Source organism: Sorangium sp. So ce426, assembly GCF_051475585.1.
Taxonomy (GTDB): Bacteria; Myxococcota_A; Polyangia; order Polyangiales; family Polyangiaceae; genus Sorangium; species Sorangium cellulosum_B.
Window position 1 is genome coordinate 9,816,030 of the sequence record NZ_CP150341.1, and the last position, 26,166, is coordinate 9,842,195.

Here is a 26,166-nt window from a genome sequence, read left to right on the forward strand (position 1 = left end):
GCTGTACAGAGTCGCTTGACGTGCCCATGTCCGACTGATAGAGCCGCGCTCCCCGAAATGGGCTGGAGGCGCGCCGTGTTCAAGAGAGTCAGTATCTTCTCCGGCAACGCCAATTTCCCCCTTACCCAGGAAATCTGTCAGGTCCTGGAGCAACCGATGGGGAAGTCGCGCGTGTCGCGCTTCTCGGACGGCGAGACGTTCTGCGTCATCCAGGAGAACGTCCGAGGCGTCGACACCTACGTCGTGCAGCCCACCTGCTCGCCGGTCAACGACAGCGTGATGGAGCTCCTGATCATGGTCGACGCGCTCCGCCGCGCCTCGGCCGGCTCCATCACGGCGGTCATCCCCTACTACGGCTATGCCAGGCAGGACCGGAAGGTCGCGCCGCGGACGCCGATCACCTCGAAGCTCGTCGCCGACCTCATCGTCGCCGCCGGGGTGAACCGGATCGTCGCGCTCGACCTGCACGCCGGTCAGATCCAGGGGTTCTTCAACATCCCGTTCGACCACCTGTTCGCGATGCCGGCGCTGCTGGAGCACCACCTCCGCGAGCACTACGGCAAGGACGTGGTCATCGTCTCCCCGGACGCGGGCGGCGTGGAGCGGGCCCGCGCCTACTCGAAGCGCCTCCAGGGCACGCTCGCGATCATCGACAAGCGCCGCGAGCGGGCGAACGAGAGCGAGGTCATGAACATCATCGGCGAGGTGGCCGGCAAGGACTGCCTCATCCTCGACGACCTCATCGACACCGCCGGCACCCTGGTGAACGCCGCCAACGCCCTGATGAAGCAGGGCGCCAGGAGCGTCGCCGCCTGCGCCACGCACCCGGTCCTGTCCGGGCCGGCGGTCGAGCGCATCAAGGACTCGCCCCTCACCGAGGTCGTTGTGACGAACTCGATCCCGCTCTCGGACGAGGCGAGGGCCTCCGGTAAATTCAAGGTCGTCTCGGTGGCGCGGCTGCTCGCCGAGGCGATCCGCCGCATCCATCACTCGGACTCGGTGAGCTCGCTCTTCGTCTGACCGGCCGCGCGCGTTCGGCGGCGGGACGCACGGCGACGCAGGTCGCCCGCGCCCCCTCGCCAGGACACACCAAAGAACTCACAAAAGACACAAAACGCGCCCTCCGGCGACGAAGGCTCGACTTCCTCTTCTCCGTTCTGCTATAGCGCCGCACCCTACGCCGGGGTGGAGCCGCGCACCGCGGACCCCTGGATCACTTCTGGAGCCGTCGTCATGGACATCATCAAGCTCAACGCCACGAGGCGCGAGGATAGCGGCAAGAGCGCGTCGAGCCGCCTGCGCCGCGCCGGACAGATTCCCGCCATCGCCTACGGGCGCGAGCTCGCGCCGCAGTCGGTCGCCATCTCGCCGAAGGCGCTCCTTCAGGTGCTCGGCTCCGACCACGGCAAGAACTCCGTGGTCGAGCTGGCCATCGAGAACGGCCAGACGCTCACCGTCATGGTGCGCGACTACGACTACCACCCCATCTCGCGGGAGCTCGTCCACGCCGACTTCATCCAGGTGAAGCTCGACCAGCCCGTCGACGTGCAGATCCCCTTCCGCTGCGTGGGCAAGCCGAAGGGCGTGGTCACCGGCGGCGTGCTCCAGCAGATCTTCCGCACGATCCCCGTGCGCTGCCTGCCGGAGAAGATCCCGTCGTTCATCGAGATCGACGTGACCGAGCTCGACCTGGGCGACTCGTACAAGGCCAGCGGGCTGAAGCTGCCGGAGGGCGTGAAGACGCTCCTCGCGGACGACCAGACGATCGCCGTCGTCAACGCGCCCGAGAAGGCTGGCCCCGAGGAAGAGGCGAAGCCCGCCGCCGGCGCGCCTGCCGCGGCCGCTGCGCCGGCCGCCGGCGCGGCTGCCCCCGCGAAGGGCGCGGCCCCCGCGGCCGACAAGAAGGACAAGAAGTAATCCGGGAGCGGGCCGCCTCGCGCCTCCGCACAGCGAGGCGCGCGCGGCCCGCCCTGCCCGCCGCCTCACCTGCTTCGCCTGCCTCACCTCCCCCATTCCAGGGACTCAGCAGAACCAGCTCGTCATGCTGCTCGTGGTCGGCCTGGGGAACCCGGGCAAGGAATACGCTGCTCACCGGCACAACGTCGGCTTCATGGCCATCGACGCGCTGGCCGACGAGGTCCGGGCGGATCCGTTCCGCGAGAAGTTCTCGGGCGTCCACGCGCGGGCAGAGATCGCCGGGCAGCAGGCGATCCTGCTCAAGCCGATGACCTACATGAACGAGTCGGGGCGCAGCGTGCAGCCGGCGATGGCCTTCTTCAAGGTCGCGCCCTCCGAGCTGATCGTGCTCCACGACGAGCTCGACCTGCCGTTCGGCACGGTTCGCCTCAAGGTCGGCGGCGGGCACGCGGGGCACAACGGGCTTCGCTCGATCATCTCGCACGGCGGGACGGGCGACTTCGGGCGCGTCCGCCTCGGGGTGGGACGGCCGCCTGCGGGTTTCCGGGGCGAGGTCGCGGATTACGTCCTGTCGGGGTTCGACGCCGTCGAGCGCGCGAGCCTGCCCGACTGCTTGAAGCAAGCTGTCCAAAGTGTGCTAGAAGTCGCCGCCCGCGGCTTCGAGGCCGCGATGAACGTCCGAAACACCCGGCCCAAGCCGGGCAAGAGGCAGAAGGGCGAGGGGGATGGGTCGACGGATCCAGCCCCCGCCGCGAAGGAAGGGAAGGGTCCCCTCCCCCCGACGCAGAAGCCCTGATCCTCTACGGGACAGCCTGCCGAGCTCGCCGGTGCGTCGCTCGACAGGCTGTTCCTTTCCTCGCTCCGGGGCGCCGCCCCGGGGCCATTGGCCGAGAGGGAAGACTGAATGAGCCGACAGGTAACGGCGCCCGGGCGCGCCAGAGAATACGAAACGATCTACATCCTGCGACCTGACATCGACGCCGACGGCGCCGAGCGGATCGGGTCGCGCCTCGCCGAGGTCGTCGGGCGCGAGTCGGGCCGGCTGACCAAGGTCGAGACGTGGGGGCGCCGCCGCCTCGCGTACGACATCGCCAAGCACCGCCGCGGCGTTTACGTGTACCTGAAGTACCTCGGGGGCGGGAAGGTCGTCTCCGAGGTCGAGCGCAACCTGCGCCTCTCCGACGGCGTGCTGAAGTACCAGACGGTGCTCGTGCGCAACGACGTCGAGGTCGAGGGCGTCACGATCGCCGACGAGGACGTGAAGTTCGAGCGCCTCGAGCTCACGCCGCTGGAGGACGACCGCGACGATTCGCGCGAGCGCCAGCTCGGCCTGATCGAGCCGGAGCGCCGCATCGACCGGAGCTCCGAGCAGGCCCCGGCGGGCGATCTCGACGATGCCGAAGAGGCTGAGGCGGAAGGCGCCGCCGACGAGGAGGAGAGCTGAGCTATGAACGGCCGCAACAGTGACATGGGCCGCAACGGCGGCGCTGACTACGACGATCGCGACTTCGGGCGCACGCCCGACCTGAACGCCGACGCCCCCGGGCGCCGCCGCACGGGCCGGAAGCGCGTCTGCCGCTACTGCGCGGACAAGGCGCTGGTCATCGACTACAAGGACCCGCAGGCGCTCAAGTACTTCATCTCGGAGCGCGGCAAGGTCGTCCCGCGCCGCATCAGCGGCAACTGCGCGCGCCACCAGCGCAAGGTGACCCTCTCGATCAAGCGCGCGCGCAACATCGCGCTCTTGCCGTTCACCGTCACGGCGTAGGAGGTCGATCATGGCAACCCACATCCATGTGGTCCTCACGGAGGACCTCCACAACGTCGGCAAGAGCGGCGAGCTCGTGAAGGTTCGCCCCGGCTTCGCGCGCAACTACCTCATCCCGCGCGGCCTCGCGGTGGGCGCCACCGCCGAGAACGTGTCCCGCATCGAGCACGAGAAGCGGGTCGCCGAGTCGCGCGCCGCCAAGACGCGCTCCGAGGCGGAGCAGCTCGCGTCCAAGCTCAACCAGGTCAAGCTCACGATCAGCCGCCCGGTCGGCGAGGGCGACAAGCTGTACGGCTCGGTCACGGCGCGCGACATCGAAGAGGCGCTCGCCGCGCAGGGCTTCAGCGTCGACCGGCGCCGCATCGAGACCGACGCGATCAAGTCGCTCGGCGCCCACCCCGTCGTGATCCGCCTCGCCCCGTCCATCACGGCGTCGGTCGAGGTCACGGTCGCCGCCAAGTAGCGCGGCGCCAGGGAGCGCGGCAGGGCCCGCGCTCCCGCGGCGCTCCCGCGCTTCCCCTCCCCTCTCCAGCCGCCCCCGCGCGCCTCCTTCGGCCGCGCCCCCGCACCTCGTTCGGCCGCGCCCCCGCGCCTCGTTCGGCCGCGCCCCCGCGCCTCGTTCGGCCGCGCCCCCGCGCCCCTTCAGCCGCGCTTCCGCCTCACCCACGCCCGCGCGACGTCGTGCCCCCGCGCCACCGCGCGCAGCATGAGCGCCCCGTCCCCCCACCGCGCTCGCTCCTCCCAGACGAGGCTCGCCAGCATCCCGGCGCAGAAGGCGTCGCCCGCGCCCGTCGGATCGTGCGGGCGCACCGGGCGCGGCGCGACGGCGCGCTCGCCCCCGGGGCCGAGCAGGAGCGTCTCCCGCGCGCCATCGGTGACGACCAGCGTCGCCTCGGGGCGGAGGCGCTCGCGGAGCGCGCGCGCCGTCGTCCCCAGCACGTCGAGATCGCCGGCGCTGCACTTCACGAGGTCCGCCTGCCCGAACAGGCGGAAGCAGCCGCGCACGCCTGCGCCGGAAACCGGCGCGGCGCCGGCCTCCGCGCCGGGAACGGACGCGGCGCGCTCGGCGCGCGGCCACATCCGCGGGCGCGCGTTGACGTCGACCGCGACGGCGCACCCTTCGCGGCGAGCGCTCGCGGCCGCCCGCGCGAGCGCGCCGCTCGCCCCGCGCACCGGCGCGATCCCGGTGAAGTGCACGACCCGGGTCTGCCATCGTTCCGGCAGCGCTAGAGCGAGCGCCTGCGCCTCGCTCTCGCCCTGCCTGTACCCGGCGAAGCGCGCCTCGCCGCGCTCGATCGCCACGAGCATGAGGCCTGTGCGCGCCGCGCTCAGCGAGAGCCGTCCCACGTCGACGCCGGCCGCCGCGACCTCGTCCCTCAGCCCGCGCCCCATCGCGTCATCGCCCAGCGCGGCGCACAGCCCCGAGCGTATCCCGAGCCGGACGAGCGCCGTCGCGGTGTTCACCGCCCCGCCCCCCGGCACACGGCGCAGCAATTTCGCTTGCTCGAGCGGAATGCCTTCGGGCGCATAGAGATCCCACAGCGCTTCACCGACGCAGACCACCTCGGCGGGCTCAATCCTTGTATGGCGTGTTTTGTGATCCACAATGGCGGCTCCCCGCGATGGCTCACGCCGAGGCGCGAAGCGTCATCGCAGCTGAGTCAAGCGCGAAAAGAAATGGCGATGAGACCGGGGTTGCTCAATTTCCATACCTCGCCGGCGGCAGCGCCTCGCCGCGAGGCCCCACGGCAACGACCGCCGAGGAGGCCTCCGCGAAAGCGTCCGAGCGAGCCTTCGAGCCTGCTTCCGAGCAAGCCTCCGAAGATGCCTCCGATCATGGAAGAGCGCCCCCTCGACGTGGAACCTGCATTGGGATGCCGACCGCACGAACGCTCACTGCAATGCAAACAGAAACCCTTCTCAGGGCTGCCCATGTTCTGGTAGACGGAAACCGACCCTGCACCCGACGCCCCGGAGGAACGTTTCCCCTCCGGGGCGTCGCCCATTTCGGCACCTGTGGAAAAGCTCGGGGCGGGATGGGGGGAATCGGTGGGGAGGAGAAGCACGGATGATGAGAATGATGGAGCGCCGGGGCCAGCGGCCTCAGAGGATCGAGCCTCCCATCGTCGCCGGACGCGTGCCGCCGCACGACCTCGACGCCGAGGCGGCGGTGCTCTCCGCCATCCTGCTGCACCGCGACGCGCTCGATCGGGTGCTCGAGATCCTGAAGGCGGACCACTTCTACAGCGAGGCGAACAGCCGCGTCTATGAGGCCGCGCAGGAGCTCGCGGCCGCCGGCACGCCCATCGACATCGTCTCGGTCGCGTCGTGGCTGCGCGACCGGGAGCGCCTCGCCCAGGTGGGCGGCGCGGCGTACCTCGCCCAGCTCGCGGACGCGACGCCCGCGGTCGCGCACGTCGCGGCGCACGCGCGGGTCGTCTACGAGAAATGGCGCGTGCGGCAGCTCATCGCCACGTGCCAGCGCGTCGCGGCCGAGGGGTACGGCGACGTCGGGGTGGTGCAGGAGTTCATCGACGGCGCCGAGCAGGCGGTCTACCAGCTCGCGCGCACGCCCCAGGGGACGGCGACCCAGCCGATCGCCCAGGTGCTCAAGGCCGCGTTCGAGCAGATCACCGCCGCCGCCGAGCGCGGCGACCGGATCACCGGCATCTCGACCGGGTACGAGAAGCTCGACGCCAAGACGGCGGGCCTGCACGACGGCGACCTCTCGATCATCGCCGCCCGCCCCGGCATGGGCAAGACGTCGTTCGTCCTCAACCTCGCCGTGAACGTGGCGTCGCCGCGCACGGTGAGCTCCCCCGGGCCGGACCAGTCGGGGCACGGCGTCGAGCGGCACGACCCCGGCTTCGGCGCCGCCGTCTTCTCGCTCGAGATGCCCCGCGAGCAGCTCGCGACACGTATGGTCTGCAGCGAGGGGCGCGTCGACGTCGGCAAGCTCCGCCAGGGCTTCCTCCAGCCCGACGACTGGCGCCGCCTGACCGAGGCCGCCTCGTTCCTGTCCACGCTGCCCATCTGGATCGACGACACGCCGGCCATCACGCTCCTCGAGCTGCGCGCCAAGGTGCGGCGCATCCAGGCCGAGTACGACCGGCCGCCCAGCGACGGCAGCTCGGGGCGGCGCATCGGGCTCGTCGTCATCGACTACCTGCAGCTCATGAAGGGCCGGGACGGCGTGGCCAGCCGCGAGCAGGAGATCAGCGAGATCTCCCGCGGGCTCAAGCAGCTCGCGAAGGAGCTCAAGGTGGCGGTCATCGCGCTCTCCCAGCTGAACCGCGCCGTCGAGACCCGGACCACCAAGGACAAGCGCCCTCAGCTGTCGGACCTCCGCGAGTCGGGCGCCATCGAGCAGGACGCCGACAACATCATCTTCATTTACCGCGACGAGTACTACAACCCGGAGACGACCAACCACAAAGGCATCGCCGAGATCATCGTCGCCAAGCAGCGCAACGGGCCGACGGGCAAGGTGCTCACGCGGTTCACCTCGTCGTGCACCCGGTTCGACAACCTCGCGCCGGGCGACTACCCGGAGATGGTCGACGACGAGTAGGCTGCGACGCACGACATGACCGCCTGGTACGTCCCTGCCCTCCTCGCCGCGCTCTGCATGGCCGGTCACTACCTGATGCTGCGCGCGGCGGCAGGCCGGATCGGAGACGTCCTTGGCGCGCTGTGCCTCGAGGGCACGGCGGCCGTCGGGATCCTCGTCTTCCTCCTCATCCGCCCTGGCGCGGAGACGCCTCCGACGGCCCAGGGGGTGCTCTGGGCCTGCGCCGCCGGCCTGTGCATCAGCGGCGTCGCGACGCTCACCTTCATGGCGCTCCGCATCGGCGGTCCGGTGACCGCGACGGGGCCGATCGTGTTCGCCGGCGGCATCGCGATCGCCGCGCTCTTCGCGCCGCTGCTCTTCGGCGAGGTGTTCACCGCGCGCCGCGCGCTCGGCGTCGGCCTGGGGCTCGCCGCCCTCTTCGTCCTCGCCACCGAGCGCTCCTGACCCAAGGCGCGCCGCGGCCGCGCATCGGAGTCGGAAGAGGATCGATGACCCGCTCGCCCGAGTGCCCCCGCACCCCCAGAAGCCCCGCGGGGCGCGCGGCGCGCCGCGCCCTCCGCGCGGCGCGCCTCTTCGCGCTCGCGCTCGCTTCCGCGACCTGCGCGCCGCCCGTGCAGGGCGGCAGCGTCGTCGTGTCCTCCGGCGCTGTCGAGCGCCTCGGCATGCTCTGCCGGTGGGGCCGCGGCGGCGCGGAGCAGGGTGATCTCTGCCCGACGGACGGCGGCGCCGCGCGGCCGGCGCGCGTCCGGCGGATCGCGGGGCCCGCGGACGCGCTCTCCGGTCCGCTCGCGGCGGGGCGGCCCGGCGACTACGTGCTCGAGAACGACGAGATCGCCGTGGTCGTCGATCAGCCCGGCCCCGGGGCTGGCCTCGCCGAGAGCGGCGGCAACCTCGTCGACGCGGCGGACGCGCGGGCGCGCCGCGACGAGCTCGGGCAGATCGTCACGCGGCTCGGCGCGCCGCCGCGGCAGGTGATCTACCGCGACATCACGACGGGCGGCGGCGAGGACGGCGCCGCCTGGATCGAGGCGCGCGGCGAGGTGCGCAGGCGCGATCTCGCCGGCGGCGCGCTCTCCGTCACCACCCGCTACACGCTCCGGCCGCGCGACCGGGCGGTCATGATCACGACGTCGCTCCGGAACGACGGCGACCGCCCGGTCGAGGCGCTCGACCTCGGCGACGTCGTCCACTGGGGCGCGGCGGAGCACGTCGCGCCCGGCATGGCGCCGGGGCTCCGCGGCGAGCACGAGGCGCCGTACCTGGCCGGCGTCGGGGCCGGCGTCGCGTACGCGCTCGCCCCGGTGGACGGCGCGGCGGTCCGCGCGCGGAGCGGCGAAGGCTTCAGCGACGTGACGTTCGCTCGGCAGGCCGCGCTGCCGCCCGGCGGGCGCGCCGCGTACCAGCGGATCCTCGCGATCGCGCCGCGCGGCGACGCGCTCGCCGTCGCGACGGAGCTCTTCTTTCTCGGCGGCGGCGCGCCCGGCGGCGTCGCGCTCGAGCTCGTGGACGGCCGCGGCGCGCCGCTCCCGCCCCTCGCCGGCAAGGCGACGTTGACGCCGATCGCCGAGGCCGAGGACGGCGCCGCGCCGCCCGCCGCCGCGCTCGATCTGTGGCTGCGAACCAGCGATGGCGCGCCGCTCGCCGCCGAGGCGCCGCCCGGCCTCTACCTCGTCGGCTTCGAAGGGAGCGGCCGCCGCGCGCTGGGGGGCGCGCGGATCCGGATCCGCGCTGGCGAGATCGCCCCCGTGCGGCTCACGCTCTCCGGCGCCGGCCGGCTCTACCTCGGGGTGCACGAGGGCGGCGCCTCCGCGCCCGCCGCGGACCCCGATCCCCTCGGTCCGCTCGCGCCGGCGAAGGTCAGCCTCTTCGACGCCGCGACCGGCAAGGCCCTCTCGCCGCCCCGGCTCGCGCTCCTGGGCGAGCTCGATGCCGCCCTTCCCCCTGGGCGAGTCCGGGTCGTCGCCTCGCGCGGGCCCGAGTACGCGCTCGCCGAGGCGACGGTCGACATCGCGGACGGCGGAACGTCGCGGCTCGATCTCACGCTGGAGCGGGTGGTCGACACGTCGGGCTACATCGCCTGCGACCTCCGGCAGCACACGGCGCGGAGCGCCGACGCGGGCGTCTCCTCGGCCGCGCGGCTCGTCTGGAACGCGGCGGAAGGCGTGGAGTGCGCGGTGGCGAGCGAGCACAACCTCGCCTCGGATCTCCAGCGGGACGTCGCCGCCCTGCGCCTCGAGGCGCGGCTGCGCATGCTCCCGGGCGTGGAGCTCACGAGCGGCCGGAGCGGCGCCGGGCTCGGGAGCCTCGGCGTGTTCCCGCTCGGCGGGGAGGCGGCCGCGCCCCGCGAGGGCGCGCTGCGGTGGGTCGACGAGACAGCGAGCGAGATCCTCCGCGAGGTGCGCGCGCTGCCCGGCGAGCGCGTCGTCCAGGTGAGCCGGCAGCACGGCGGCGGCTCACCGCTGCACGGATCCGGGGCGCCGCAGGCCGCGCCGGATCAGGGCCCGAGCCTGCTCGCGCAGATCGTCGGAGACGGCGCCGATGCCGTCGAGGTCTGGACCGGGCGTGACGCGGCCGCGCGGGACCGCGCGCTCGAGGAGCTCTGGGTGTTGCTCCGCGCGTCCCGCCCGGTCACGCCGACGGCGACGAGCGACAGCCACGGGCTGCGCGGCGCGGAGGCGGGTTATCCGCGCACGTACGTCGCCGTGGCCGACGATGATCCGGGCCGGCTCGACGTGGCCGATCTCGTCGCGGGCTTGCGGCGCCGTCGCGACGTCGTGATCACGAACGGCCCGTTCGTGACGATGCGCCTCGGCGACACCCGCCAGGGCGGCGTCGCCTCGGTGCGGCGCGGGTCCCGCGGCGGGCCGCTGTCGCTCTCGATCCGCGTCGAGCGCGCCCCGTGGGTCGACGCGCGCGAGCTCCACGTGCTCGTCGGCGGCGTCGCGAGCGGCGCGCCGATCCCGCTGGAGGGCGCGCGCACGACGCCCGCGGGCGCGCTCCTCGACGAGATCGCGATCCCCATCGTCCTCGGGGCCGGCGGCGGGCGACGACCGCCGCGGCCCGACGCGCGCGCCGGCGCGGCGCGCGGCGACCGCGGGCCCGCGCAGGGCGCGCGCGGCGCGATCTCCGTCGCCGAGGACACCTTCGTCGTCGCGATCGTCCGGGGGCGTCGCCCGCTCGAGCCGGTGCTCGCCGGGGACCCGGGCGAGATCCTCCCGTTCGCGATGACGGCGCCGCTCTGGATCGACGCCGACGGCGACGGCCGCTCCCTCGGCCGCGCCGCGGCGCCGTGAGCGCGGCGAGCTCCGTGGCGCGCCGGGCACGGCAGCGCAGCCCCGTGGGAAGGAGGGCAGCACGCGTTGCTGCGAGCCGGCCGGCAGCTGACCTCGCGCGGCGCTCGCCGGGGTCGGCTCAGCTCACGAGCTCGCCGCCCCTCGCGCCGCCTCCTGTCCCTCTTCTTCACCCACCGCCGGTTCCTCCGTCTCCCGCCCGCTCGACCCCTGGCCCGCGGGCGCCCCGCCGTACCGCTTGCCGGCCCGCTCCGAGGCCTTCAGCACGGGCCCGCGGATCGTCTCGATCGCCTCGATGGGCGCGTCGGAGAGCTCCAGGTTGGAGAGCACCGCGGACACGACCCGGAACCACTGGCTGCGCGCCGCCGCGATCGTCGCCTTGGTCACCGGCGCCGTCTTCTCCTTCGCGGCGAGCTCGTCCCGCCGGTGCTCGATCGCCTCGAGCTCCTTGCCCGTCGTAATCCACCGCTGCGCCGTGTGGAGCAGCGTCGTCTTCCCGGGCGCCGGGATCCCCTTCAGGAACTCGCCGATCGACGGCTCCTCGTCGAGGAGCCGGGCGACACGCGCGGTGTTGCCCGCCTCCGCGGTCGGCGAGGCCTTGATGATGGTGAGCCCCTTCGGGAACAGCTTCGGCTGCACCTGGTCGCAGGTCGCGGCGCGCTCCCTGTCCGGAGGGTCCTCTCCGAGGCAGTGCTCGCGGTGCGCGTCGATGCCCCAGCAGACGGCCTTGGCGAGGTGATCGTGGCGCTCGTCGATCCGCGCGAGCTCATCGTTCAAGGCGTTCATCTCGCCCGACGGCCCCGCCTTGGTCGGGCGCACCGCGAGCACGGCGTCGTGGGCCGCGACCGCCTTCGGGTGCAGGCCGGCGATCTCGGGGATCGAGAGGAACAGCCGCTTCCGCTGCGCGTTCTCGACCCACGGGGACACGAGCGCGACCATCTCTTCGATCATCAGGTGCTTCAACATCGCGTAAGACCTCCTTGACCGGGGTACAGCGTCCGGCCAGGAGATCGCGGAGCTGCAGAGCCCGTCAAGCGACCCGCCGGTTCGCGACGGCGCAGGACCGACCCGGCCGGTCAAAAAGATGCTGTCCCGGAGGTCACGACCAGCGCTGGCGCTCGTCGCGAGGCCGCGGACAGGTCGCGATCGAGCGCGGAGGATCTTTTCGGCCCGGGAACAGGTCCCGATCGAAAGAAATGGATCTTTTCATACAAACGGCGTGGTCTCGACCAGGCCATCGGCTCAAGAGGAGCCTCGCGATGGGTCGAGACCACGCGGGGGGCCTCCGAACGAGCGGCCGGAGGGGTCGAGACGCCTCGGCAGCACATCGGTTGATCCAATGAGCAGCGCGTGCCTGGTACGCCGACCGGCTCGCGGAGCGCGGCGACGAAGCGGGCGATGCTCCTTGCCTCGGTGATCATGGTGACGAGCTTCATCCAGCCTTTGCACGCCGGGCACGTCGACGGCAGAGGTGCAGCGAAACAGCTCGGCGCGGTTTGTCGAAGGCGCGATAGCCGCTGCGCTTCGGCACGCCCGAGATGGTCGACGAGCGAAGGTCTGGGACGTTCGACCTGCTCAGGCGCTCCGCCTGGCGTCCATAGCCGGGGACTTGTGGATGGAGTCGTGTGCACATCGCCCGAGGATCGGGCGCTCACGAGGAGCTCGCATGGCCATCCGCCGCAACTTCGACATCCGGAACCTCGTTCGCGAGCTCGCCGAGAACAAGGTGAGCGCGCTGGAGATCCTTCGCGAAGCGCTCTCGAACGCGAAAGATCACGGCGCGGAGCGGGTCTGGGTGAAGACGGCCAAGGACCAGCGCAACGAGGTGACGGTCACCATCGCCGACGACGGCGAGGGCATGGACAGAGAGCGCCTGGAGGCGTTCTGGGGCGTTGGAGCGTCGGCGAAACCGACGTCGACGCAGCCGATCGGGTACAAAGGGCATGGAACCAAGCTCTTCTTCGACTGCCGACGGCTCTCGGTCGCCACTCGCACCAGCCCTTCCGATGCCTGGTGCGCAACCACGCTCGACATGCCATTCGAGAGGGCCGAAGCTGATATTCCCGAGCACGCGCTGGGGCCCGAAGATCTCCTTTACCAGGAGATCGAGGAGATCGGGCTCCAGGAGGCGACCGGCACGATCATCCTCATCGAGCAAGTTCGTTTCGAGGATCGGGCCGAGCTGCTCAACCGGACGAGGGTGGAATCCTACTGTGACTGGTTCACCGCCGTGGGAGACATCCGCTCCGGGCTCTACGATAGGCGAGTTGATTTCCACCGGGCTATCGCCACGCAGGATCCGATGCTCGACGACCTGCGGCCGCAGGACAGCGAGATCCGTCCGATCGAGGTCCGACTCCGGACCAACGGGGAAAAGGCATACTACCCCATCGGCCTGGGACCGACGAACCGGGACAAGGAGTTCTTGCTGGCCTGGAAGGACGACATCGACGAGTTCAGGAGCCAGCCCGGGCTGCTCGCCTATGGCCACCGCTTCGCAGACACCTACGAGAGCACCGTCGGCGCGACCCGGGTGCGCGACGACACGAGCGCCATCCGGCTCACCTCGCCCGCCAACTGGACGACCGAGGACGGGATCGCCATCGTGGCGCGCGTCGAGGGGCATCGCCGCCAGCTCCAGACCTATATGGAGGCGATGTGGTCGGGGCATCCCGGCATCTACGGCTTCGAGCAGCGCTTCGGCCTCTGGCTGTGCCGAGACTTCATCCCCATCACCCAGCGGAACGATCTGCTGCGCAAGGCGCTCGATCGAGCCGCGTCCTCCAGGCTACGGTTCGAGATCACCAACCTGCGAAATTGGAAGGTGTTCATCAACCACCAGAGCTTCCGCCTGACCGCCAACCGGAACGACGTCTCCAACAAGGCGAGCCTCGAGGCGAAGATCGAGGATGCGCTCGTGGCCGTGCTCGAGCAGGCGCTGCGGCAGGCGAGCTTCCGGGAGTGGGTGGAGCGACTGAAGAGCGCGCCCCTCGAGCGGCGCAAGGACCGAGAGATCGCCCAGATGGCGAAGCGGCTCGACGATGTGGAGCAATGGATCGGCCTGAGCTCGAAGAAGGATGGCATCGATCCGATGGAGGTCAGAGGGCTGCCCGAGCTCGGCGAGGATCACTCCCTCCTCCTCAAGGCTCCACGCTCGGAGCAGGAGCTCTTCTATGTGTACGGGCTGATCTCCGGGCGCTTCGAGATGCCGATCCACATCATCGAGTACGACGCGACAGAGGGCGTCGACGCGATCGGCAAGCTCAGGGAGCCGAGGCTGCTGAGCGACAAGAAAGCGCATGTCCGGGTGGAGTTCAAGCTGGACGTATCAGCGAACAACCCCATACATCACTTCTTCGAAGCGATCGACGTCATCATCTGCTGGTCGGTCGGACGGGTCGGAGACATCTACGAGGAGAGCTCCGCAGGGATCGGCAGGCTACGGAAGCGGGCAAAGAGCGCGCTCGTGCCCCCGCTCGACACGCATGAGATTGTCCATGAGGTGAACGGACGAGAGCGAGTGATTCCGATTCTGGAGCTCTCGTCGCTCTTCCCGCCGACAGCAGGGCGCCGGAAGCGCGCCTGAGGCGTGCGAGACCGACGCGACGCTGACCGTGGGTTACGACTGGCTGGCCGGCGTCCCCGAGCTGGTGAAGAAGCTCATCGCCGCCGCGAGCACGGTCCCGGCGGCCGGCCGCACGGCCGAGCCGTGAGCGCGACGGCGCCCGCACCGCGCGCCCAGCGGCCTGCACAGCGCGCGTCGGTTTTCGTTTGCCTCCCGCGCGCCCGGGCAACATGGACCGCGGCGCATGCGAACCGAGCGGCTCGCCGCTGACGCGGCATCCATCGCACGGGCCGCCGAGATCCTCCGCCGCGGGGGGCTCGTCGCCTTCCCCACGGAGACCGTGTACGGCCTCGGCGCGCGCGCCGACGACGCGCGCGCGGCGCAGGGCATCTTCGAGGCGAAGGGGAGGCCGCCCGGCAACCCGCTGATCGTCCACGTCCCCGATGTCGCGTCCGCCCGCGCCCTCGCGGACGGCTGGCCGCCGGACGCGGAGCGGCTCGCGCAGGCCATGTGGCCGGGGCCCCTCACCCTGATCGTCGCGCGCCGGCCCGACCGCGTCGCCGACGTTGTCGCCGCCGGCGGGCCGACGGTCGCGATCCGCGTCCCCGTCCACCCGGTCGCGCGCGCCCTGCTCGACGCGGTCGGGCTGCCGATCGCCGCGCCGAGCGCCAACCGCTCCACCGAGATCTCGCCGACCACCGCCGAGCACGTCGAGAAGAGCCTCGGCGGGCGCATCGACGCGATCCTCGACGGCGGGCCGACCGCCGTCGGCATCGAGTCCACCATCGTCGACGTCACGCGCTCGCCGGCGCGGGTGCTCCGCCCGGGGCACGTCACGGCCGAGGCCATCGCCGCGCTCGTGCCGCTCGCGCCGCTCCAGATGACCGCCGGGCTGATCACCGCCCCGGCCGAGCGCGCCCCGTCCCCGGGGACCCACGCGCGCCATTACGCCCCCCGCGCGCAGGTCGCGCTGGTCCCCGCGCAGGCCGTCCGCGGCGAGCTCGCTCGCGCCGCGCAGGCCGGGTCGCGCGCCGGCGCCGTCGAGCACGGCCGCCGAACCGCGACCGGGCCGCACGCCGAGCTCCTCCCCGGCGATCCCGCCGGCTATGCCGCGGCGCTCTACGCCGCGCTGCACCGGCTCGAGGACGCCGGCTGCGACGTGATCGTCATCGCCGCCGTGCCCGAGGATCCCGCGTGGGACGCGGTGCGCGACAGGCTGACGCGCGCCTCCGCGGCGCCCTGAACGAGCGCCAGCACGCTCAGGGCACGAAGCCCGCCCATCGGGTCACCAACGTCAACGTGGACGTGAACATGGTCGTGAACGTTTACGTGGTCGTGGTCGTTCACGGCCTATCGTTGACGACCACGACCACGACCACGACCACGACCACGTAAACGTTCGGATGTAGGAGAACGCGGCGCGAGGCTTGGTTAACGCCCAAGGTTCCCCCCGGCGGGTGTGTTTTCATCCCCCAAGCTGGCGGTTTGTGGCAAATCAGGGTCGCCCGCCCGCTGGGTGAGCTACCTTCCTCGCTCGACCCGCGCCCCTCATCGATCCCATGCCGGCAACGTCCCGCGCCGCCGTCCTCAGCCTCGCGACCACCCTCGGCCTCGCTGCATCGCTCGTCGCCGCCCCCCAGCGCGCCGGCGCCAGCCTGCTCGACGAGCCGCCGAAGCGCGCAAGCTTCAACCTGAACGAGACGGTCGCGCCGGAGCTGCCGCTCCTCCGCGCCTTCCACAACGCCGCCGTCGAGCGCCCCGGGCCGTTCCGGCTCTACCTGAGCAGCGCCTACGGGAAATGGCGGCAGCAGCCGTGGTGGCAGCTCGCCTGGGGCAGCGCGCGGCCGGACGCGCTCGGCGAGCACGCGCTCGGCGAGCACGCGCTCGCCTCCCCCGCCCTCGGCTCCACGGCGTTCGCGAGCGCCTGGTCCCCCTTCACCCCCTTCGAGCCGCCCGGCACCCTCCACCTCGATCCGGTCGCGCCGGCGTGGTTCCGCCAGCTCGATCCGATCCTCGGCCCGCCGGTGCTCGCGACAACGGGGCCGAGCCTCTCGTCGAACGGCTTCGATCTGCTCTGGGATCCGCCGAAGAAGCAGCCGGTCGACTGGCGTTGCCGCAGAGGCCCGGTCCAGTTCGCCCGGTACGGCGGCCAGCACGACGCCTTCGAGCTCGTGCGCTGCGACGGCTCCGTCGCGCCCGGCGCGCTGGATCGGCTGTCGATCATGGCCCGTCCTCCCGACGCGCCCGACCCGGGCGCAGAGCTCCCCGACGAGCCCGACGCCGACACATGGCAGCGGGCGCTCGAGTGGGTGCCCCAGGTCCGCCTCGTCCACCCACGCCTGCTCTGGCTGCTCCAGCAGATCGCCGACGCCTTCCCGCGCCGCGGGCTCTACATCTTCAGCGGGTACAGGCCGCGGGCGCCGACGACGCGCGACGCGCCGGCCGCGCGCAAGCCGAGCTCCGGCACCCACCACAGCCAGCACGCCGAAGGGCGCGCCATGGACATCCTCGTGAGGGGCGTCCCGAACACCGCGCTGTTTCAGTTCTGCCGCACGCTCGACGACGTGGGCTGCGGGTTCTACCCGAACAGCAAGTTCGTCCATGTCGACGTGCGCCGCCCAGGCGCCGGGCGCGTCTTCTGGATCGACATCTCCGGCCCCGGCGAGCCGTCGGAATACGTCGACTCCTGGCCCGGCGTCGTCGAGAGCGGCGGGCTCTCCTGGGGAAGCGCGCAGGGCGCGCGCTCCGGCGGGGCCACGCCTCGCTGACGTCGCCTCCCCGCGGTCGCCCTCGCACCTCGCACGTCCACCGGCGCGACCGGCTGCTCCGCCGCGCGCTCTCGTTCCGGATGCGCGCTCCCGTTCCGGATGATGCGGCGCGCCTCGGGGCGCGGTGACTTGCCTCCCCGAGATCGGTGTTAAGCTTGGCGTCTTCCCCCTGGGCGCGCGACGCGAGACGGGGGCGGAGCTCGGCGAGCCGAGATCTGTCCCCCGCACCTCCGGCGGCCAAGGCCGCCCCGCGGTCGCCCTGGAGAAAAAGGGTGCGAAATGGGCGAGTTGCGGACAGGGATGGTTGAGAAGATCGCGGCGATGCAGGACTTCGCGCTCTACCGCGATCTCGCGTGGGAGGGCACGTTCGAAGAGTACCTCCAGATCGTGCGCCAGAACCCGCAGGTGACGCGCAACGCGTTCCAGCGGGCGTACGACATGATCATCCGCTACGGCATCGAGGAGTACACGGACAACAAGAAGAAGCTCATCCGGTACAACTTCTTCAAGGACGAGATGCACGGCGGCGCCGACGCCGTGTACGGGCTCGACATCCCGCTCATGCGGCTCGTCCACGTGCTCCGGGCGGCCTCCGAGGGGTACGGCCCGGAGAAGCGCGTCATCCTGCTGCACGGCCCGGTCGGCTCGTCGAAGTCGACGATCGCCCGGCTCCTCAAGAAGGGCATCGAGCACTACTCGACGACCCCCGACGGCGCGCTCTACACGTTCGACTGGGTGAACCTCGACGACGTCGGCATGGCCGGGACGGAGAGCGCCCGCTTCAAGTGCCCGATGCACGAGGAGCCGCTGCGCCTCGTCCCGCCGGCGTGGCGCGACCGCGCGTTCCGCGAGCTCGGCCTCTCGAGCGCGCAGCACCACGTCCGCACCGAGGGCGACCTCGACCCCGCGTGCCGCTTCATCTTCAACCGCCTGATGGACAAGTACGGCGGCGACTGGTCGAAGGTGATGCAGCACGTGCGCGTGCGCCGCCTCGTGCTCAGCGAGAAGGACCGCGTCGGCATCGGCACCTTCCAGCCGAAGGACGAGAAGAACCAGGACTCGACCGAGCTCACCGGCGACATCAACTACCGCAAGATCGCCGAGTACGGCTCGGACTCGGACCCGCGCGCCTTCAACTTCGACGGCGAGTTCAACATCGCGAACCGCGGCATCGTCGAGTTCATCGAGGTGCTGAAGCTCGACGTCGCGTTCCTCTACGACCTGCTCGGCGCGTCGCAGGAGCACAAGATCAAGCCGAAGAAGTTCGCCCAGACGGACGTCGACGAGGTCATCATCGGCCACACCAACGAGGCCGAGTACAAGAAGCTCCTGAACAACGAGTTCATGGAGGCCCTCCGCGACCGCACGATCAAGATCGACATCCCGTACATCACGAAGGTGTCGGAGGAGATCCGGATCTACGAGAAGGACTTCAACAAGGAGAAGATCCGCGGCAAGCACATCGCCCCGCACACGCTCGAGGTCGCCGCGATGTGGGCCGCGCTCACCCGGCTCGAGGACCCGAAGAAGCACAACCTGTCGCTCGTCCAGAAGATGAAGCTCTACGACGGCAAGGTCCTGCCCGGCTACACGCAGGACACCGTGAAGGAGCTCCGCAAGGAGGCGTCGCGCGAGGGCATGGAGGGCATCAGCCCCCGCTACGTGCAGGACAAGATCTCGAACGCGCTCGTCAACGACCTCGGCGAGGGGACGATCAACCCCTTCATGGTCATGAGCGAGCTCGAGAAGGGCCTCCGGCACCACTCGCTCATCACGAACGACGAGCAGCGCAAGCGCTACACCGAGTGCATCGGCATGGTGAAGCGCGAGTACGAGGAGATCGTCAAGAACGAGGTGCAGCGGGCGATCAGCGCCGACGAGGACGCGATCCAGAAGCTCGCGGCGAACTACATCGACTCGATCAAGGCCTACACCCTGAAGGAGAAGGTGAAGGACCGCTTCACCCGCGAGGACGTCGAGCCCGACGAGCGGCTGATGCGCTCGATCGAGGAGAAGATCGACATCCCCGAGAACCGCAAGGACGACTTCCGCCGCGAGATCATGAACTACATCGGCGCGCTCGCGGTCGACGGCAAGAAGTTCGAGTGGCACACGAACGACCGGCTGCGCCGCGCCCTCGAGCTCAAGCTGTTCGAGGATCAGAAGGACGCGATCAAGCTCCAGACCCTCGTGTCGAGCGTCATCGACAAGGAGACGCAGGAGAAGATCGACATCATCAAGACCCGGATGATCAAGTACTTCGGGTACAACGAGGTCTCGGCGCGCGACGTGCTCGACTACGTCGCCAGCATCTACGCGCGCGGCGACACGAAGTGACCCGTCGCGGGGGCGCGGCGGCGCTTCTGCAGCGCGCGCCGCGCCGCTCGCCCTCGCCCTACAAGCTCAGCCTTCGCGCCTGACCTTCGCGAGCTCGCGCTCCCCGTCCCGCCGGAGCTTCGCGATCTCGCGCTCGAGCGTCGCTACCTCGCGCTCCAGCGAGGCCACCGTGCGCTTGAGGTCGCGGACCTCCTCGACAGACGCGAGGCCCATCGCCTTGGCGAACGTCTCCTTCTGCTCCGCGGTGAACGAGGAGACCCGGCCGGGCACGCTCATCGCCGTCATGAACAGCCGCATGAACCGCTCGTCCTGCATCAGCTTCGCCACGTTCGGGTTCGCGGCGAGCCTCATGCCCTCGGTGACCAGTCTGTCCTTCAGCGCCATGCGGGCAGCGTAGCCGACTTTGGCGCGGGCGCGTCAGCCCACCTCGACCAGCACCGCGGTGATGTTGTCCCGCCCCCCGCGCCGATTCGCGAGGTCGATGAAGAGGTCGACCGCCACGTCGCCGCCCTTCGAGGCGATGCTCGCGACCTCCTCCTCGGCGTGGAGGTACCCGTGCAGCCCGTCGGAGCAGAGCAGGTAGCGATCGCCCTCCTCCACGGCGACGATCGAGGTGTCGACCTCGACGTAGTCCCGGTTGCCGACCGCGCGCGTGATCACGTTGCGGTGGGGCGAGCTCTTGGCCTCGTCCACGGAGATGAGGCCGTTCTTGATCTGCCACGCGATCAGCGTGTGATCCTCGGTCATCTGCACCGCGGTCCCGTTGCGGACCTGGTAGATGCGGCTGTCGCCCACCTGGCCGGTCACGAGCGCGCCGCCGACGATGAGCGCCGCGCTGATCGTCGTGCCCATGCCGCTCTTGTCGCGATCGAGCTCGGCGATCGCGAAGACCATGTACGTCGCCGCCTGGATCGCGCCCTCGAGGATGCGCAGCACGGCGCGCGCCTTGGGCTGCGTCAGCGGCTCGTTCGGATCGCCGATGGCGGGCAGGCCCCGCTTCACCATGCCGTAGATCGTCTCGACCGCCTCGGCGCTCGCGACCTCGCCGGCCGCGTGCCCGCCCATGCCGTCCGCGACGATGTAGAGGCGCAGCTCGTCGTCCCGGAAGAACGCATCCTCATTGGCGCGCCGGTGGCGCCCGACATCGGTGCGGCCAAATGATTGGATCCTCATCGAGCTTGCCCGGTCCTTCGCTCGCCGTCCCGTGAGGAAATCCCCGAGGCGCCGGCGCGACTGTCGCACGATAAACTTCTTGGGTGGGGCCTGTCGAGTGGGCGGAGGCTCGGTTAGGATGGGCGAGCCAGCCATGGCACGAAGCTTCTCCGCGACCTGTGGGCCGGACGGCCTTCTCCAGCACCTGGCGGACCTGCGCAGCGCGGTCCCGTCGCCGTCGGGCGGGGTCGTCTTCGTCTCCGGACAGCTCGCCCAGCGCGCGTCGGGCATCGCCGAGCTCGTCCGCGGCGCCTGGCGCGGCGTCCCCGCCTGCGTCGTGCCGGCCGCGGGCGTGCTCAGCGAGCGCGGCGAGATCGAGGGGGACACCGGCGCGAGCGGCGTGCTGTGGTCCGGCGGGCAGGTCACCCCCTTCGCGCTGCCGGAGCGCGCCGAGGAGCCGAGCCGCCTCCTGCGCGAGGCGCTCGCCCGCACCGTCGGCCAGCGCTCCGCGACGGCCATCCTCTTCGCCCGGCCCGGGGCGTTCGCGCCCGAGCGGCTCGAGGCGCTCGCCTTGTCCGCGCCGAACGCGTGCCTCTTCGGCGCCGGGACGGCCTCCGGCTCCGCCATCGGCGTGACGTCGCAGGGCGAGCTCATCGAGGGCCCGGCGACGGGCCTCGCCATCACCGGGTTCGCCCCGCCGCTCGTCGACGCCTCGCCCGCCGCCAGGCTGCTCTCCGGCTTCCACCGCATCGACGAGGCGAGCGGCGGCGTCGTGCTCCGCGCCGGCGGGCGGCCGGCGCTCGACCTGCTCTCCGCCGCGACCGCCACGCTCGGCGAGCCGCCCAGCGCGCAGCAGCTCATCCTCGCCGCGCTGGCCGACCCGCCGCTCGATCCACCGGGCGCGCCGGGCGCCGACCGCGGCGACGCCGAGGCGGAGGCGCCGGATTCCGTGCGTTACGTGCTGCGGCCGGTCCGCGGCATCGATCCGTCGCGGCGGGGGCTCCTGCTCGGCGACGAAGCGAGGCCCGGCGCGCGCCTCGCCTTCGCGGTGCGCGACGCCGCCATCGGCCGCGCCGGGCTCGAGGGGATCGCCCGGCAGGTGTCCCGGAGCGCGCTCGGGTCGGCCCCCCGCTTCGCGCTCTACCTGACCTGCGCCGGGCGCGGCCAGGGCCTGTACGGGACGCCCGACGTCGAGGCGCGCATCCTGCGCCAGCGCTTCGCCGACCTCCCGATCGCCGGCATGCACTCGAGCTTCGAGATCGCCCCCTGGGCCCGGGGCCAGGCAAGGCTCGCCCTCTACACCGGCGTGCTCGCGCTCTTCCGCGCGCCGAGCTGAGCGCTTCTTCCCGCGCCGAGCCGAGCCGAGCGCTCTTCCGCGCGCCGAGCCGAGCCGAGCGCTCTTCCGCGCGCCGAGCCGAGCGCCTCGCCTCAGCGCTCGCGGTAGACCGCGACCACCGCGGAGGCCCGCCGCTGCACCGCCGCGTGGACGGCCGCATACCGCGGCTCGTCGCGCAGGGGCTCGAGGACGGGACAGCGCTCGAGCCAGATCAGGTCGAACAGGCCGTCGGCCAGCGAGAGCTCGAGCGCGTCCAGCGCGAGCTCTCGCTTGCCGAGGAAGGCCGCGAACTCCGCCTGGAGCTGCCGGATGAACGACGTGCGCCGCAGCGCCGTGACGGGCGGGCGCTCCCCCTCGACCTGCACGGGCCGGACGTCCGAGAGCCGCCCCTCCATGAGGTCATCGATCACCTGCGCGAACGGCGTGGGGAGGTCCGGGAAGGCCTCGCTCACCCGCCTCTGAGAGAGCTTCTCGACCACCTCCGGGTCGCGCTGCCAGAGCACGCGGCGCATCCGCAGGACGGTGTAGCCCGATCCGCTCCCCACCATCGGATGCGCCTGGATCATGTCGTCGGCCTCCGACCACCTGTCCAGCAGCGTGTACGCGCGCGCCAGCGCCTGCGCCGCCAGCACCACCTCGGGATCGCGCGCCAGCGCGGACCGCGCGCGCCGCGCGCCCTCCTCGAAGGCGCCGCACTCGAGCAGGATGTGGCCGATGAGGCCCTCCGCCTCGGCGTTGCCCGAGCGGCACGCGAGCGCCGCCTTGAGCTCCCGCATCGCGCCGACCACGTCGAGGCGCTGGAACCGCACCGACGCCATCGCGAGCCGCGCGTCCGGCAGCCCGGGCGCCGCCGCGACGGCGCGCGACGCCGCCTCCGTGGCCAGCTCCCCGCCGCGGTCCGTGAAGAACCAGAAGCGGGAGCGCGCGAGCGCGTAGGCCGACAGGATCATCGGATCCTCGGGCGCGCGCGAGAGCGCCTGCTCGAACAGCGCGATCGCCCGCTCCTGGTGCTCCGGCCAGAACCTGCGGTACTCGTGGCGCCCGCGCAGGAACAGGTCGAGCGCGACGGGATCGCTCGGCGACGTGCGGCTCGGCGCGGCCCCGTCGAGCGTCAGCGCCCCCGCGACCGCCTCGGCCACCTCGTCGTTGATCCGCAGCACCTCCGCCTCGGGGCGATCGAAGCGCTTCGCCCACAGCTGGAACCCGTCGGCGACGCTGATGAGCCGCGCGCTGATCCGCACCGTGCCGTCGCGCCGCCGCACCGAGCCCCCGACGACCACCTGCACCCCGAGCTCACGCCCGACCTCGCGCGGATCGAGCTCGGAGGACGGGCGCCGCCCGAGCGCCCCGCGCGGCCTCACCCGGAGGCCCGGCGTCATGGAGAGCGTGTCGACGAGATCGTCCGTCAGCTCCTCGGCCAGGTACGCGTCCGACGCAGGTCCCTGGTTCGCGAACGGCAGGACCACGACGCTCTTGCCGCCGTGCTCGGCCCCCGCCCCCGGGGTCACCCCGGAGACCGCCGTCCGCTCCTGCGGCGGCGTGAACGCCGGCGGCGTCACCGTGGCCGGGCGGGTGAGCGAGGAGAGGTCGTGCACGACGCTCTCGACGGACGGATACCGGTCGCCGCGCTCGCGCGCCATGCAGCGGAGCACCACGCGCGCGAGCGCGTCGGGCAGGTCAGGGCGCCGGAGCCGCGGATCCGGCGGGTCGGCGAAGAGCCGCGCCGCGGCGACGGCGAGCGGCGCGTCGCCCTGCCACGCGCGCTCGCCCGTGAGCATCTCGAAGAGCATCGCCCCGAGGGCGTAGAGGTCGGCGCGCGCGTCGACGTCGTCGGCGCCCTGCACCTGCTCGGGCGCCATGTACGCCGGCGTCCCCATGACCGCGCCCAGCGTCTTGCCCGCCTCGCCGCTCGCGACCGCGCGCGCGATCCCGAAGTCGGTCAGCACGACGCGCCCGTCGCGCCCGAGCAGCACGTTGTCCGGCTTGAGGTCCCGGTGGATGACGCCGGCCCGGTGCGCGGCGTGGAGGCCCGCGCAGACGCCCTCCACGACGTCCAGCGCGCGGGTCACGCCGAGCCGCCGCTCGCGCGCGAGCAGCGCGGCGAGCGGCTCGCCGTCGACGAACTCCATCGTCAGGAACCGGTCGCCGTCGTGCTCGCCGATGTCGAAGACCCGCGCCACGTTCGGGTGCGTGACCTTGCGCGAGAGCCGCACCTCGCGCCGGAACCGTTCGGTCACCTCGGGCGCGACGCTGAGCTCCCGGCGCAGCACCTTGACCGCGACGAGCTCCTCGAGCTCCAGGTCGCGGGCGCGGTACACGCTGCCCATCCCGCCGATGCCGACCAGCCCGAGGAGCTCGTACCGGCCTGCGAGGACCTGCCGCGGGCCGGTCGCGACGGCGTCCGCGGGGTCGGCCGCTTGCCGCGCGCCGCTCGCCGCGAGCGGAAGATCGTGGATCGTGTCGTCCTTGAAGCTCTGCGGCATAGGGGAATTCCGGCGGCCGTTGCCCCCCGCGTCACGAGATTAGCCCACGGGATCGGCCGGTCGAGCGCCGACCGTCACGGGAGCCCCAGCACGGAGGTGCTAGTCTCCGCCGCCCATGGCCGAGGCGTCGAGCTCCATCGTGGTGGAGTCGCTCTCCAAGACGTACCAGGTCCACGAGCGCGCCGCCGGCTTCTCGGCCACCGTGCGCTCGCTCTTCCGGCGCCGCACCAAGGTCGTCCACGCCGTCGAGGACCTCTCGTTCTCGATCGCGCCCGGCGAGCGGGTCGGCTTCCTCGGCCCGAACGGCGCCGGGAAGACGACGACGCTCAAGGTGCTCTCCGGGCTCCTCCACCCGTCGGGCGGCAAGGTCGAGGTCGCCGGCTTCGTCCCGCGGCACCGTGAGCCCGATTTCCTCAAGCGGATCACCCTCGTGATGGGGCAAAAGCAGCAGCTGCTCTGGGACCTCCCGCCCGCCGAGACCTTCGCGGTGAACCGAGCGATCTATGGGATCGGCGACGCGGATTTCAAGGAGACCCTCGGTGAGCTGGAAGACCTCCTCGGCATCGCCGAGATCGCGACGAAGCCGACGCGGCAGCTCTCGCTCGGCGAGCGCATGAAGTGCGAGCTGGCCGCGGCCCTGCTGCACCGGCCGGAGATCCTGTTCCTCGACGAGCCGACGATCGGGCTCGACGTGGCCATGCAGCTCGGCGTCCGCGAGTTCATCCGCCGCTACAACGAGCGGCGGCGGGCGACGATCGTGCTCACGTCTCATTACATGGACGACGTGGCGGCGCTCTGTCCGCGGGTCATCGTCATCGACAAGGGCAGGCTGCGCTACGACGGCGACCTCGCGGCGCTCGTCCGCAGCATGCGGCCCCACAAGCGGATCGCGCTGCACTTCAAGAATCCGGTCGACCAGGCGCTCCTCGAGCGGGTGGGCGCCGTCCTCTCGCTCGATCCCGGCCACGCGGTGCTGCAGGTGCCGCAGGCGGAGCTGCGCGAGGCCATGTCCTGGCTGCTCGGCCACACCGACATCTCGGATCTCACGGTCGAGGATCCTCCCCTGGAGGAGGTGATGCGCGAGCTCTTTTCGGGCGCGGAGCCCTCGGCGGAGCCGGAAAGCGCGCCGGAGGGCGGGCCGCCCGGCTCGACGGGCGGGGCCGCGTCGTGAGCGGGCTCGCTCGGGCCGCCCGGGCGTTCCCGACGCTGCTCCGCGTCGGGATCGCGGCCGCGCTCGCGTACCGGGCCGAGATGCTGATCTGGATGCTCACGACGACGATGCCGCTCGTGAGCCTCGCGCTCTGGTCGGCGGTGGCCGCGAGCGCGCCGGTCGGCCGCTTCGGGGCGAGCGATTTCTCCGCGTACTTCCTGGCCATCCTCATCGTCCGGCAGCTGACCGGCTCGTGGCTCGTCTGGGAGATGAACATGGACATCAAGAGCGGCGCCCTCTCGCAGCGCCTGCTCCGGCCGATCCACCCGCTCTTCTCGTACGCCGCCGAGAACCTCGCCGCGCTGCCGCTCCGGGCGGCGCTCTGCCTGCCCATCGCGGTCGTCGCGCTCGTCACGACGTCGGGAGAGCGGTTCCAGCCGACGGCCATCGAGCTCGGGCTCTGGGTCCTCTCCCTCGTCGGCGCCTGGGCGATCAACTTCTTCACCATGGCGCTGATCGGCTCGCTGGCGTTCGTCATCGACAGCTCGACCGCTGTGTTCGAGGTCTACCTCGCGGCCTTCATGGTCCTCGCCGGCTACCTCGTCCCGATCGAGCTGTTCCCCTCGTGGCTCGCCGATCTCGCGCGGGTGCTGCCGTTCCGTTACAGCCTCGCGTTCCCTGTCGAGCTCATCACCGGCCTGCTCGACCCGGGCCGCGCGCTCACCGAGCTCGCTGTGCAGTGGGCCTTCGCCGCCGCGTCCGCCGCCGCCGCGCTCGTCGCGTGGCGCGCGGGGGTCCGGCGGTTCTCGGCGTTCGGCGGGTGAGCGGC

21 protein-coding genes are annotated in these 26,166 nt (G+C 71.9%); 16 read left to right on the forward strand and 5 right to left on the reverse strand.

What is annotated here, in order from left to right; all coding sequences use genetic code 11:
• Positions 1–57: 57 nt before the first annotated feature.
• The 6 genes from WMF44_RS36740 (at position 58) to rplI (ending at position 4,148) form a co-directional block, all read left to right on the forward strand.
• Complete coding sequence (locus WMF44_RS36740; RefSeq protein ID WP_044966563.1) at positions 58–1,020, forward strand: ribose-phosphate pyrophosphokinase; 963 nt, start codon at positions 58–60, stop codon at positions 1,018–1,020.
• A 213-nt stretch (positions 1,021–1,233) separates the two neighbouring features.
• Positions 1,234–1,917: a 50S ribosomal protein L25/general stress protein Ctc gene (locus WMF44_RS36745; RefSeq protein WP_437294706.1), complete on the forward strand. Its 684-nt coding sequence runs from the start codon at positions 1,234–1,236 to the stop codon at positions 1,915–1,917.
• Between the two features lie 124 nt (positions 1,918–2,041).
• Positions 2,042–2,713 (forward strand): aminoacyl-tRNA hydrolase, encoded by a 672-nt coding sequence (gene pth, locus WMF44_RS36750; RefSeq protein WP_437294707.1) that lies wholly within the window; start codon positions 2,042–2,044, stop codon positions 2,711–2,713.
• A gap of 108 nt (positions 2,714–2,821) precedes the next feature.
• A complete protein-coding gene (gene rpsF / locus WMF44_RS36755; RefSeq protein WP_437294708.1) occupies positions 2,822–3,361 on the forward strand; it encodes a 30S ribosomal protein S6 in 540 nt (179 codons plus the stop codon).
• A 3-nt stretch (positions 3,362–3,364) separates the two neighbouring features.
• A complete protein-coding gene (gene rpsR, locus WMF44_RS36760) occupies positions 3,365–3,685 on the forward strand; it encodes a 30S ribosomal protein S18 (RefSeq protein ID WP_272104372.1) in 321 nt (106 codons plus the stop codon).
• Positions 3,686–3,695: 10 nt separating this feature from the next.
• Positions 3,696–4,148, forward strand: coding sequence for a 50S ribosomal protein L9 (rplI, locus tag WMF44_RS36765; RefSeq protein ID WP_012239547.1), 453 nt, complete (start codon positions 3,696–3,698; stop codon positions 4,146–4,148).
• Between the two features lie 179 nt (positions 4,149–4,327).
• On the opposite strand, the gene WMF44_RS36770 is transcribed toward rplI, so the two are convergent.
• Complete coding sequence (locus WMF44_RS36770) at positions 4,328–5,248, reverse strand: PfkB family carbohydrate kinase (protein WP_437294709.1); 921 nt, start codon at positions 5,246–5,248, stop codon at positions 4,328–4,330.
• Positions 5,249–5,753: 505 nt separating this feature from the next.
• Between WMF44_RS36770 and dnaB the strand changes: the two genes are divergently transcribed.
• Genes dnaB through WMF44_RS36785 form a run of 3 tightly spaced genes read left to right on the forward strand, consistent with a single transcriptional unit; the run spans position 5,754 to position 10,549 of the window.
• Positions 5,754–7,256 carry a replicative DNA helicase gene (gene dnaB, locus WMF44_RS36775; protein ID WP_437294710.1) on the forward strand — a complete coding sequence of 501 codons (1,503 nt, stop codon included), beginning with the start codon at positions 5,754–5,756 and terminating at the stop codon, positions 7,254–7,256.
• A gap of 15 nt (positions 7,257–7,271) precedes the next feature.
• Complete coding sequence (locus tag WMF44_RS36780) at positions 7,272–7,700, forward strand: hypothetical protein (RefSeq protein ID WP_437294711.1); 429 nt, start codon at positions 7,272–7,274, stop codon at positions 7,698–7,700.
• Between the two features lie 44 nt (positions 7,701–7,744).
• Complete coding sequence (locus tag WMF44_RS36785; RefSeq protein WP_437294712.1) at positions 7,745–10,549, forward strand: hypothetical protein; 2,805 nt, start codon at positions 7,745–7,747, stop codon at positions 10,547–10,549.
• Between the two features lie 123 nt (positions 10,550–10,672).
• On the opposite strand, the gene WMF44_RS36790 is transcribed toward WMF44_RS36785, so the two are convergent.
• A complete protein-coding gene (locus WMF44_RS36790; protein WP_437294713.1) occupies positions 10,673–11,512 on the reverse strand; it encodes a hypothetical protein in 840 nt (279 codons plus the stop codon).
• Between the two features lie 700 nt (positions 11,513–12,212).
• On the opposite strand from WMF44_RS36790, the gene WMF44_RS36795 reads away from it, so the two are divergent.
• The 4 genes from WMF44_RS36795 to WMF44_RS36810 all read left to right on the forward strand — a co-directional run bounded on the left by WMF44_RS36795 (position 12,213) and on the right by WMF44_RS36810 (position 19,216).
• Positions 12,213–14,132 (forward strand): ATP-binding protein, encoded by a 1,920-nt coding sequence (locus tag WMF44_RS36795; RefSeq protein WP_437294714.1) that lies wholly within the window; start codon positions 12,213–12,215, stop codon positions 14,130–14,132.
• A 223-nt stretch (positions 14,133–14,355) separates the two neighbouring features.
• On the forward strand, positions 14,356–15,354 hold the full coding sequence (locus tag WMF44_RS36800; protein WP_437294715.1) for an L-threonylcarbamoyladenylate synthase: 999 nt from the start codon (positions 14,356–14,358) through the stop codon (positions 15,352–15,354).
• A gap of 316 nt (positions 15,355–15,670) precedes the next feature.
• Positions 15,671–16,879, forward strand: coding sequence for a YcbK family protein (locus WMF44_RS36805; RefSeq protein WP_437294716.1), 1,209 nt, complete (start codon positions 15,671–15,673; stop codon positions 16,877–16,879).
• Positions 16,880–17,158: 279 nt separating this feature from the next.
• Positions 17,159–19,216 carry a PrkA family serine protein kinase gene (locus WMF44_RS36810; RefSeq protein WP_012239556.1) on the forward strand — a complete coding sequence of 686 codons (2,058 nt, stop codon included), beginning with the start codon at positions 17,159–17,161 and terminating at the stop codon, positions 19,214–19,216.
• Positions 19,217–19,282: 66 nt separating this feature from the next.
• Here WMF44_RS36810 and WMF44_RS36815 read toward each other — a convergent pair whose 3' ends face one another.
• Together WMF44_RS36815 and WMF44_RS36820 are read right to left on the reverse strand one after the other, a co-directional pair.
• Entirely contained in the window at positions 19,283–19,600 is a 318-nt protein-coding gene (locus WMF44_RS36815) for a hypothetical protein (protein WP_012239557.1), read from the reverse strand.
• A gap of 33 nt (positions 19,601–19,633) precedes the next feature.
• Complete coding sequence (locus WMF44_RS36820) at positions 19,634–20,389, reverse strand: PP2C family protein-serine/threonine phosphatase (protein WP_272104357.1); 756 nt, start codon at positions 20,387–20,389, stop codon at positions 19,634–19,636.
• Between the two features lie 133 nt (positions 20,390–20,522).
• On the opposite strand from WMF44_RS36820, the gene WMF44_RS36825 reads away from it, so the two are divergent.
• The gene (locus WMF44_RS36825) at positions 20,523–21,704 is read left to right on the forward strand and encodes an FIST signal transduction protein (RefSeq protein WP_437294717.1); all 1,182 of its coding nucleotides are present in this window, start codon (positions 20,523–20,525) and stop codon (positions 21,702–21,704) included.
• Between the two features lie 92 nt (positions 21,705–21,796).
• Here the strand turns inward: WMF44_RS36825 and WMF44_RS36830 are convergent, their stop codons facing one another.
• On the reverse strand, positions 21,797–24,187 hold the full coding sequence (locus WMF44_RS36830; RefSeq protein ID WP_437294718.1) for a protein kinase domain-containing protein: 2,391 nt from the start codon (positions 24,185–24,187) through the stop codon (positions 21,797–21,799).
• A gap of 115 nt (positions 24,188–24,302) precedes the next feature.
• On the opposite strand from WMF44_RS36830, the gene WMF44_RS36835 reads away from it, so the two are divergent.
• Both WMF44_RS36835 and WMF44_RS36840 read left to right on the forward strand, forming a co-directional pair.
• The gene (locus WMF44_RS36835; RefSeq protein WP_437294719.1) at positions 24,303–25,358 is read left to right on the forward strand and encodes an ABC transporter ATP-binding protein; all 1,056 of its coding nucleotides are present in this window, start codon (positions 24,303–24,305) and stop codon (positions 25,356–25,358) included.
• Positions 25,355–26,161 (forward strand): ABC transporter permease, encoded by an 807-nt coding sequence (locus WMF44_RS36840; protein WP_437294720.1) that lies wholly within the window; start codon positions 25,355–25,357, stop codon positions 26,159–26,161. Before WMF44_RS36835 ends, WMF44_RS36840 begins: the two co-directional genes overlap by 4 nt.
• Positions 26,162–26,166: the final 5 nt, after the last annotated feature.

Coding starts and splice junctions, on each gene's coding strand:
- WMF44_RS36740 (WP_044966563.1), top strand. CDS start 58: ATGGGCTGGAGGCGCGCCGTGTTCAAGAGAGTCAGTATCTTCTCCGGC.
- WMF44_RS36835 (WP_437294719.1), top strand. CDS start 24,303: ATGGCCGAGGCGTCGAGCTCCATCGTGGTGGAGTCGCTCTCCAAGACG.
- dnaB (WP_437294710.1), top strand. CDS start 5,754: ATGATGAGAATGATGGAGCGCCGGGGCCAGCGGCCTCAGAGGATCGAG.
- WMF44_RS36745 (WP_437294706.1), top strand. CDS start 1,234: ATGGACATCATCAAGCTCAACGCCACGAGGCGCGAGGATAGCGGCAAG.
- WMF44_RS36825 (WP_437294717.1), top strand. CDS start 20,523: ATGGCACGAAGCTTCTCCGCGACCTGTGGGCCGGACGGCCTTCTCCAG.
- rpsR (WP_272104372.1), top strand. CDS start 3,365: ATGAACGGCCGCAACAGTGACATGGGCCGCAACGGCGGCGCTGACTAC.
- rpsF (WP_437294708.1), top strand. CDS start 2,822: ATGAGCCGACAGGTAACGGCGCCCGGGCGCGCCAGAGAATACGAAACG.
- WMF44_RS36815 (WP_012239557.1), bottom strand. CDS start 19,600: ATGGCGCTGAAGGACAGACTGGTCACCGAGGGCATGAGGCTCGCCGCG.
- WMF44_RS36785 (WP_437294712.1), top strand. CDS start 7,745: ATGACCCGCTCGCCCGAGTGCCCCCGCACCCCCAGAAGCCCCGCGGGG.
- WMF44_RS36800 (WP_437294715.1), top strand. CDS start 14,356: ATGCGAACCGAGCGGCTCGCCGCTGACGCGGCATCCATCGCACGGGCC.
- rplI (WP_012239547.1), top strand. CDS start 3,696: ATGGCAACCCACATCCATGTGGTCCTCACGGAGGACCTCCACAACGTC.
- WMF44_RS36795 (WP_437294714.1), top strand. CDS start 12,213: ATGGCCATCCGCCGCAACTTCGACATCCGGAACCTCGTTCGCGAGCTC.
- pth (WP_437294707.1), top strand. CDS start 2,042: ATGCTGCTCGTGGTCGGCCTGGGGAACCCGGGCAAGGAATACGCTGCT.
- WMF44_RS36790 (WP_437294713.1), bottom strand. CDS start 11,512: ATGTTGAAGCACCTGATGATCGAAGAGATGGTCGCGCTCGTGTCCCCG.
- WMF44_RS36780 (WP_437294711.1), top strand. CDS start 7,272: ATGACCGCCTGGTACGTCCCTGCCCTCCTCGCCGCGCTCTGCATGGCC.
- WMF44_RS36805 (WP_437294716.1), top strand. CDS start 15,671: ATGCCGGCAACGTCCCGCGCCGCCGTCCTCAGCCTCGCGACCACCCTC.
- WMF44_RS36820 (WP_272104357.1), bottom strand. CDS start 20,389: ATGAGGATCCAATCATTTGGCCGCACCGATGTCGGGCGCCACCGGCGC.
- WMF44_RS36830 (WP_437294718.1), bottom strand. CDS start 24,187: ATGCCGCAGAGCTTCAAGGACGACACGATCCACGATCTTCCGCTCGCG.
- WMF44_RS36810 (WP_012239556.1), top strand. CDS start 17,159: ATGGGCGAGTTGCGGACAGGGATGGTTGAGAAGATCGCGGCGATGCAG.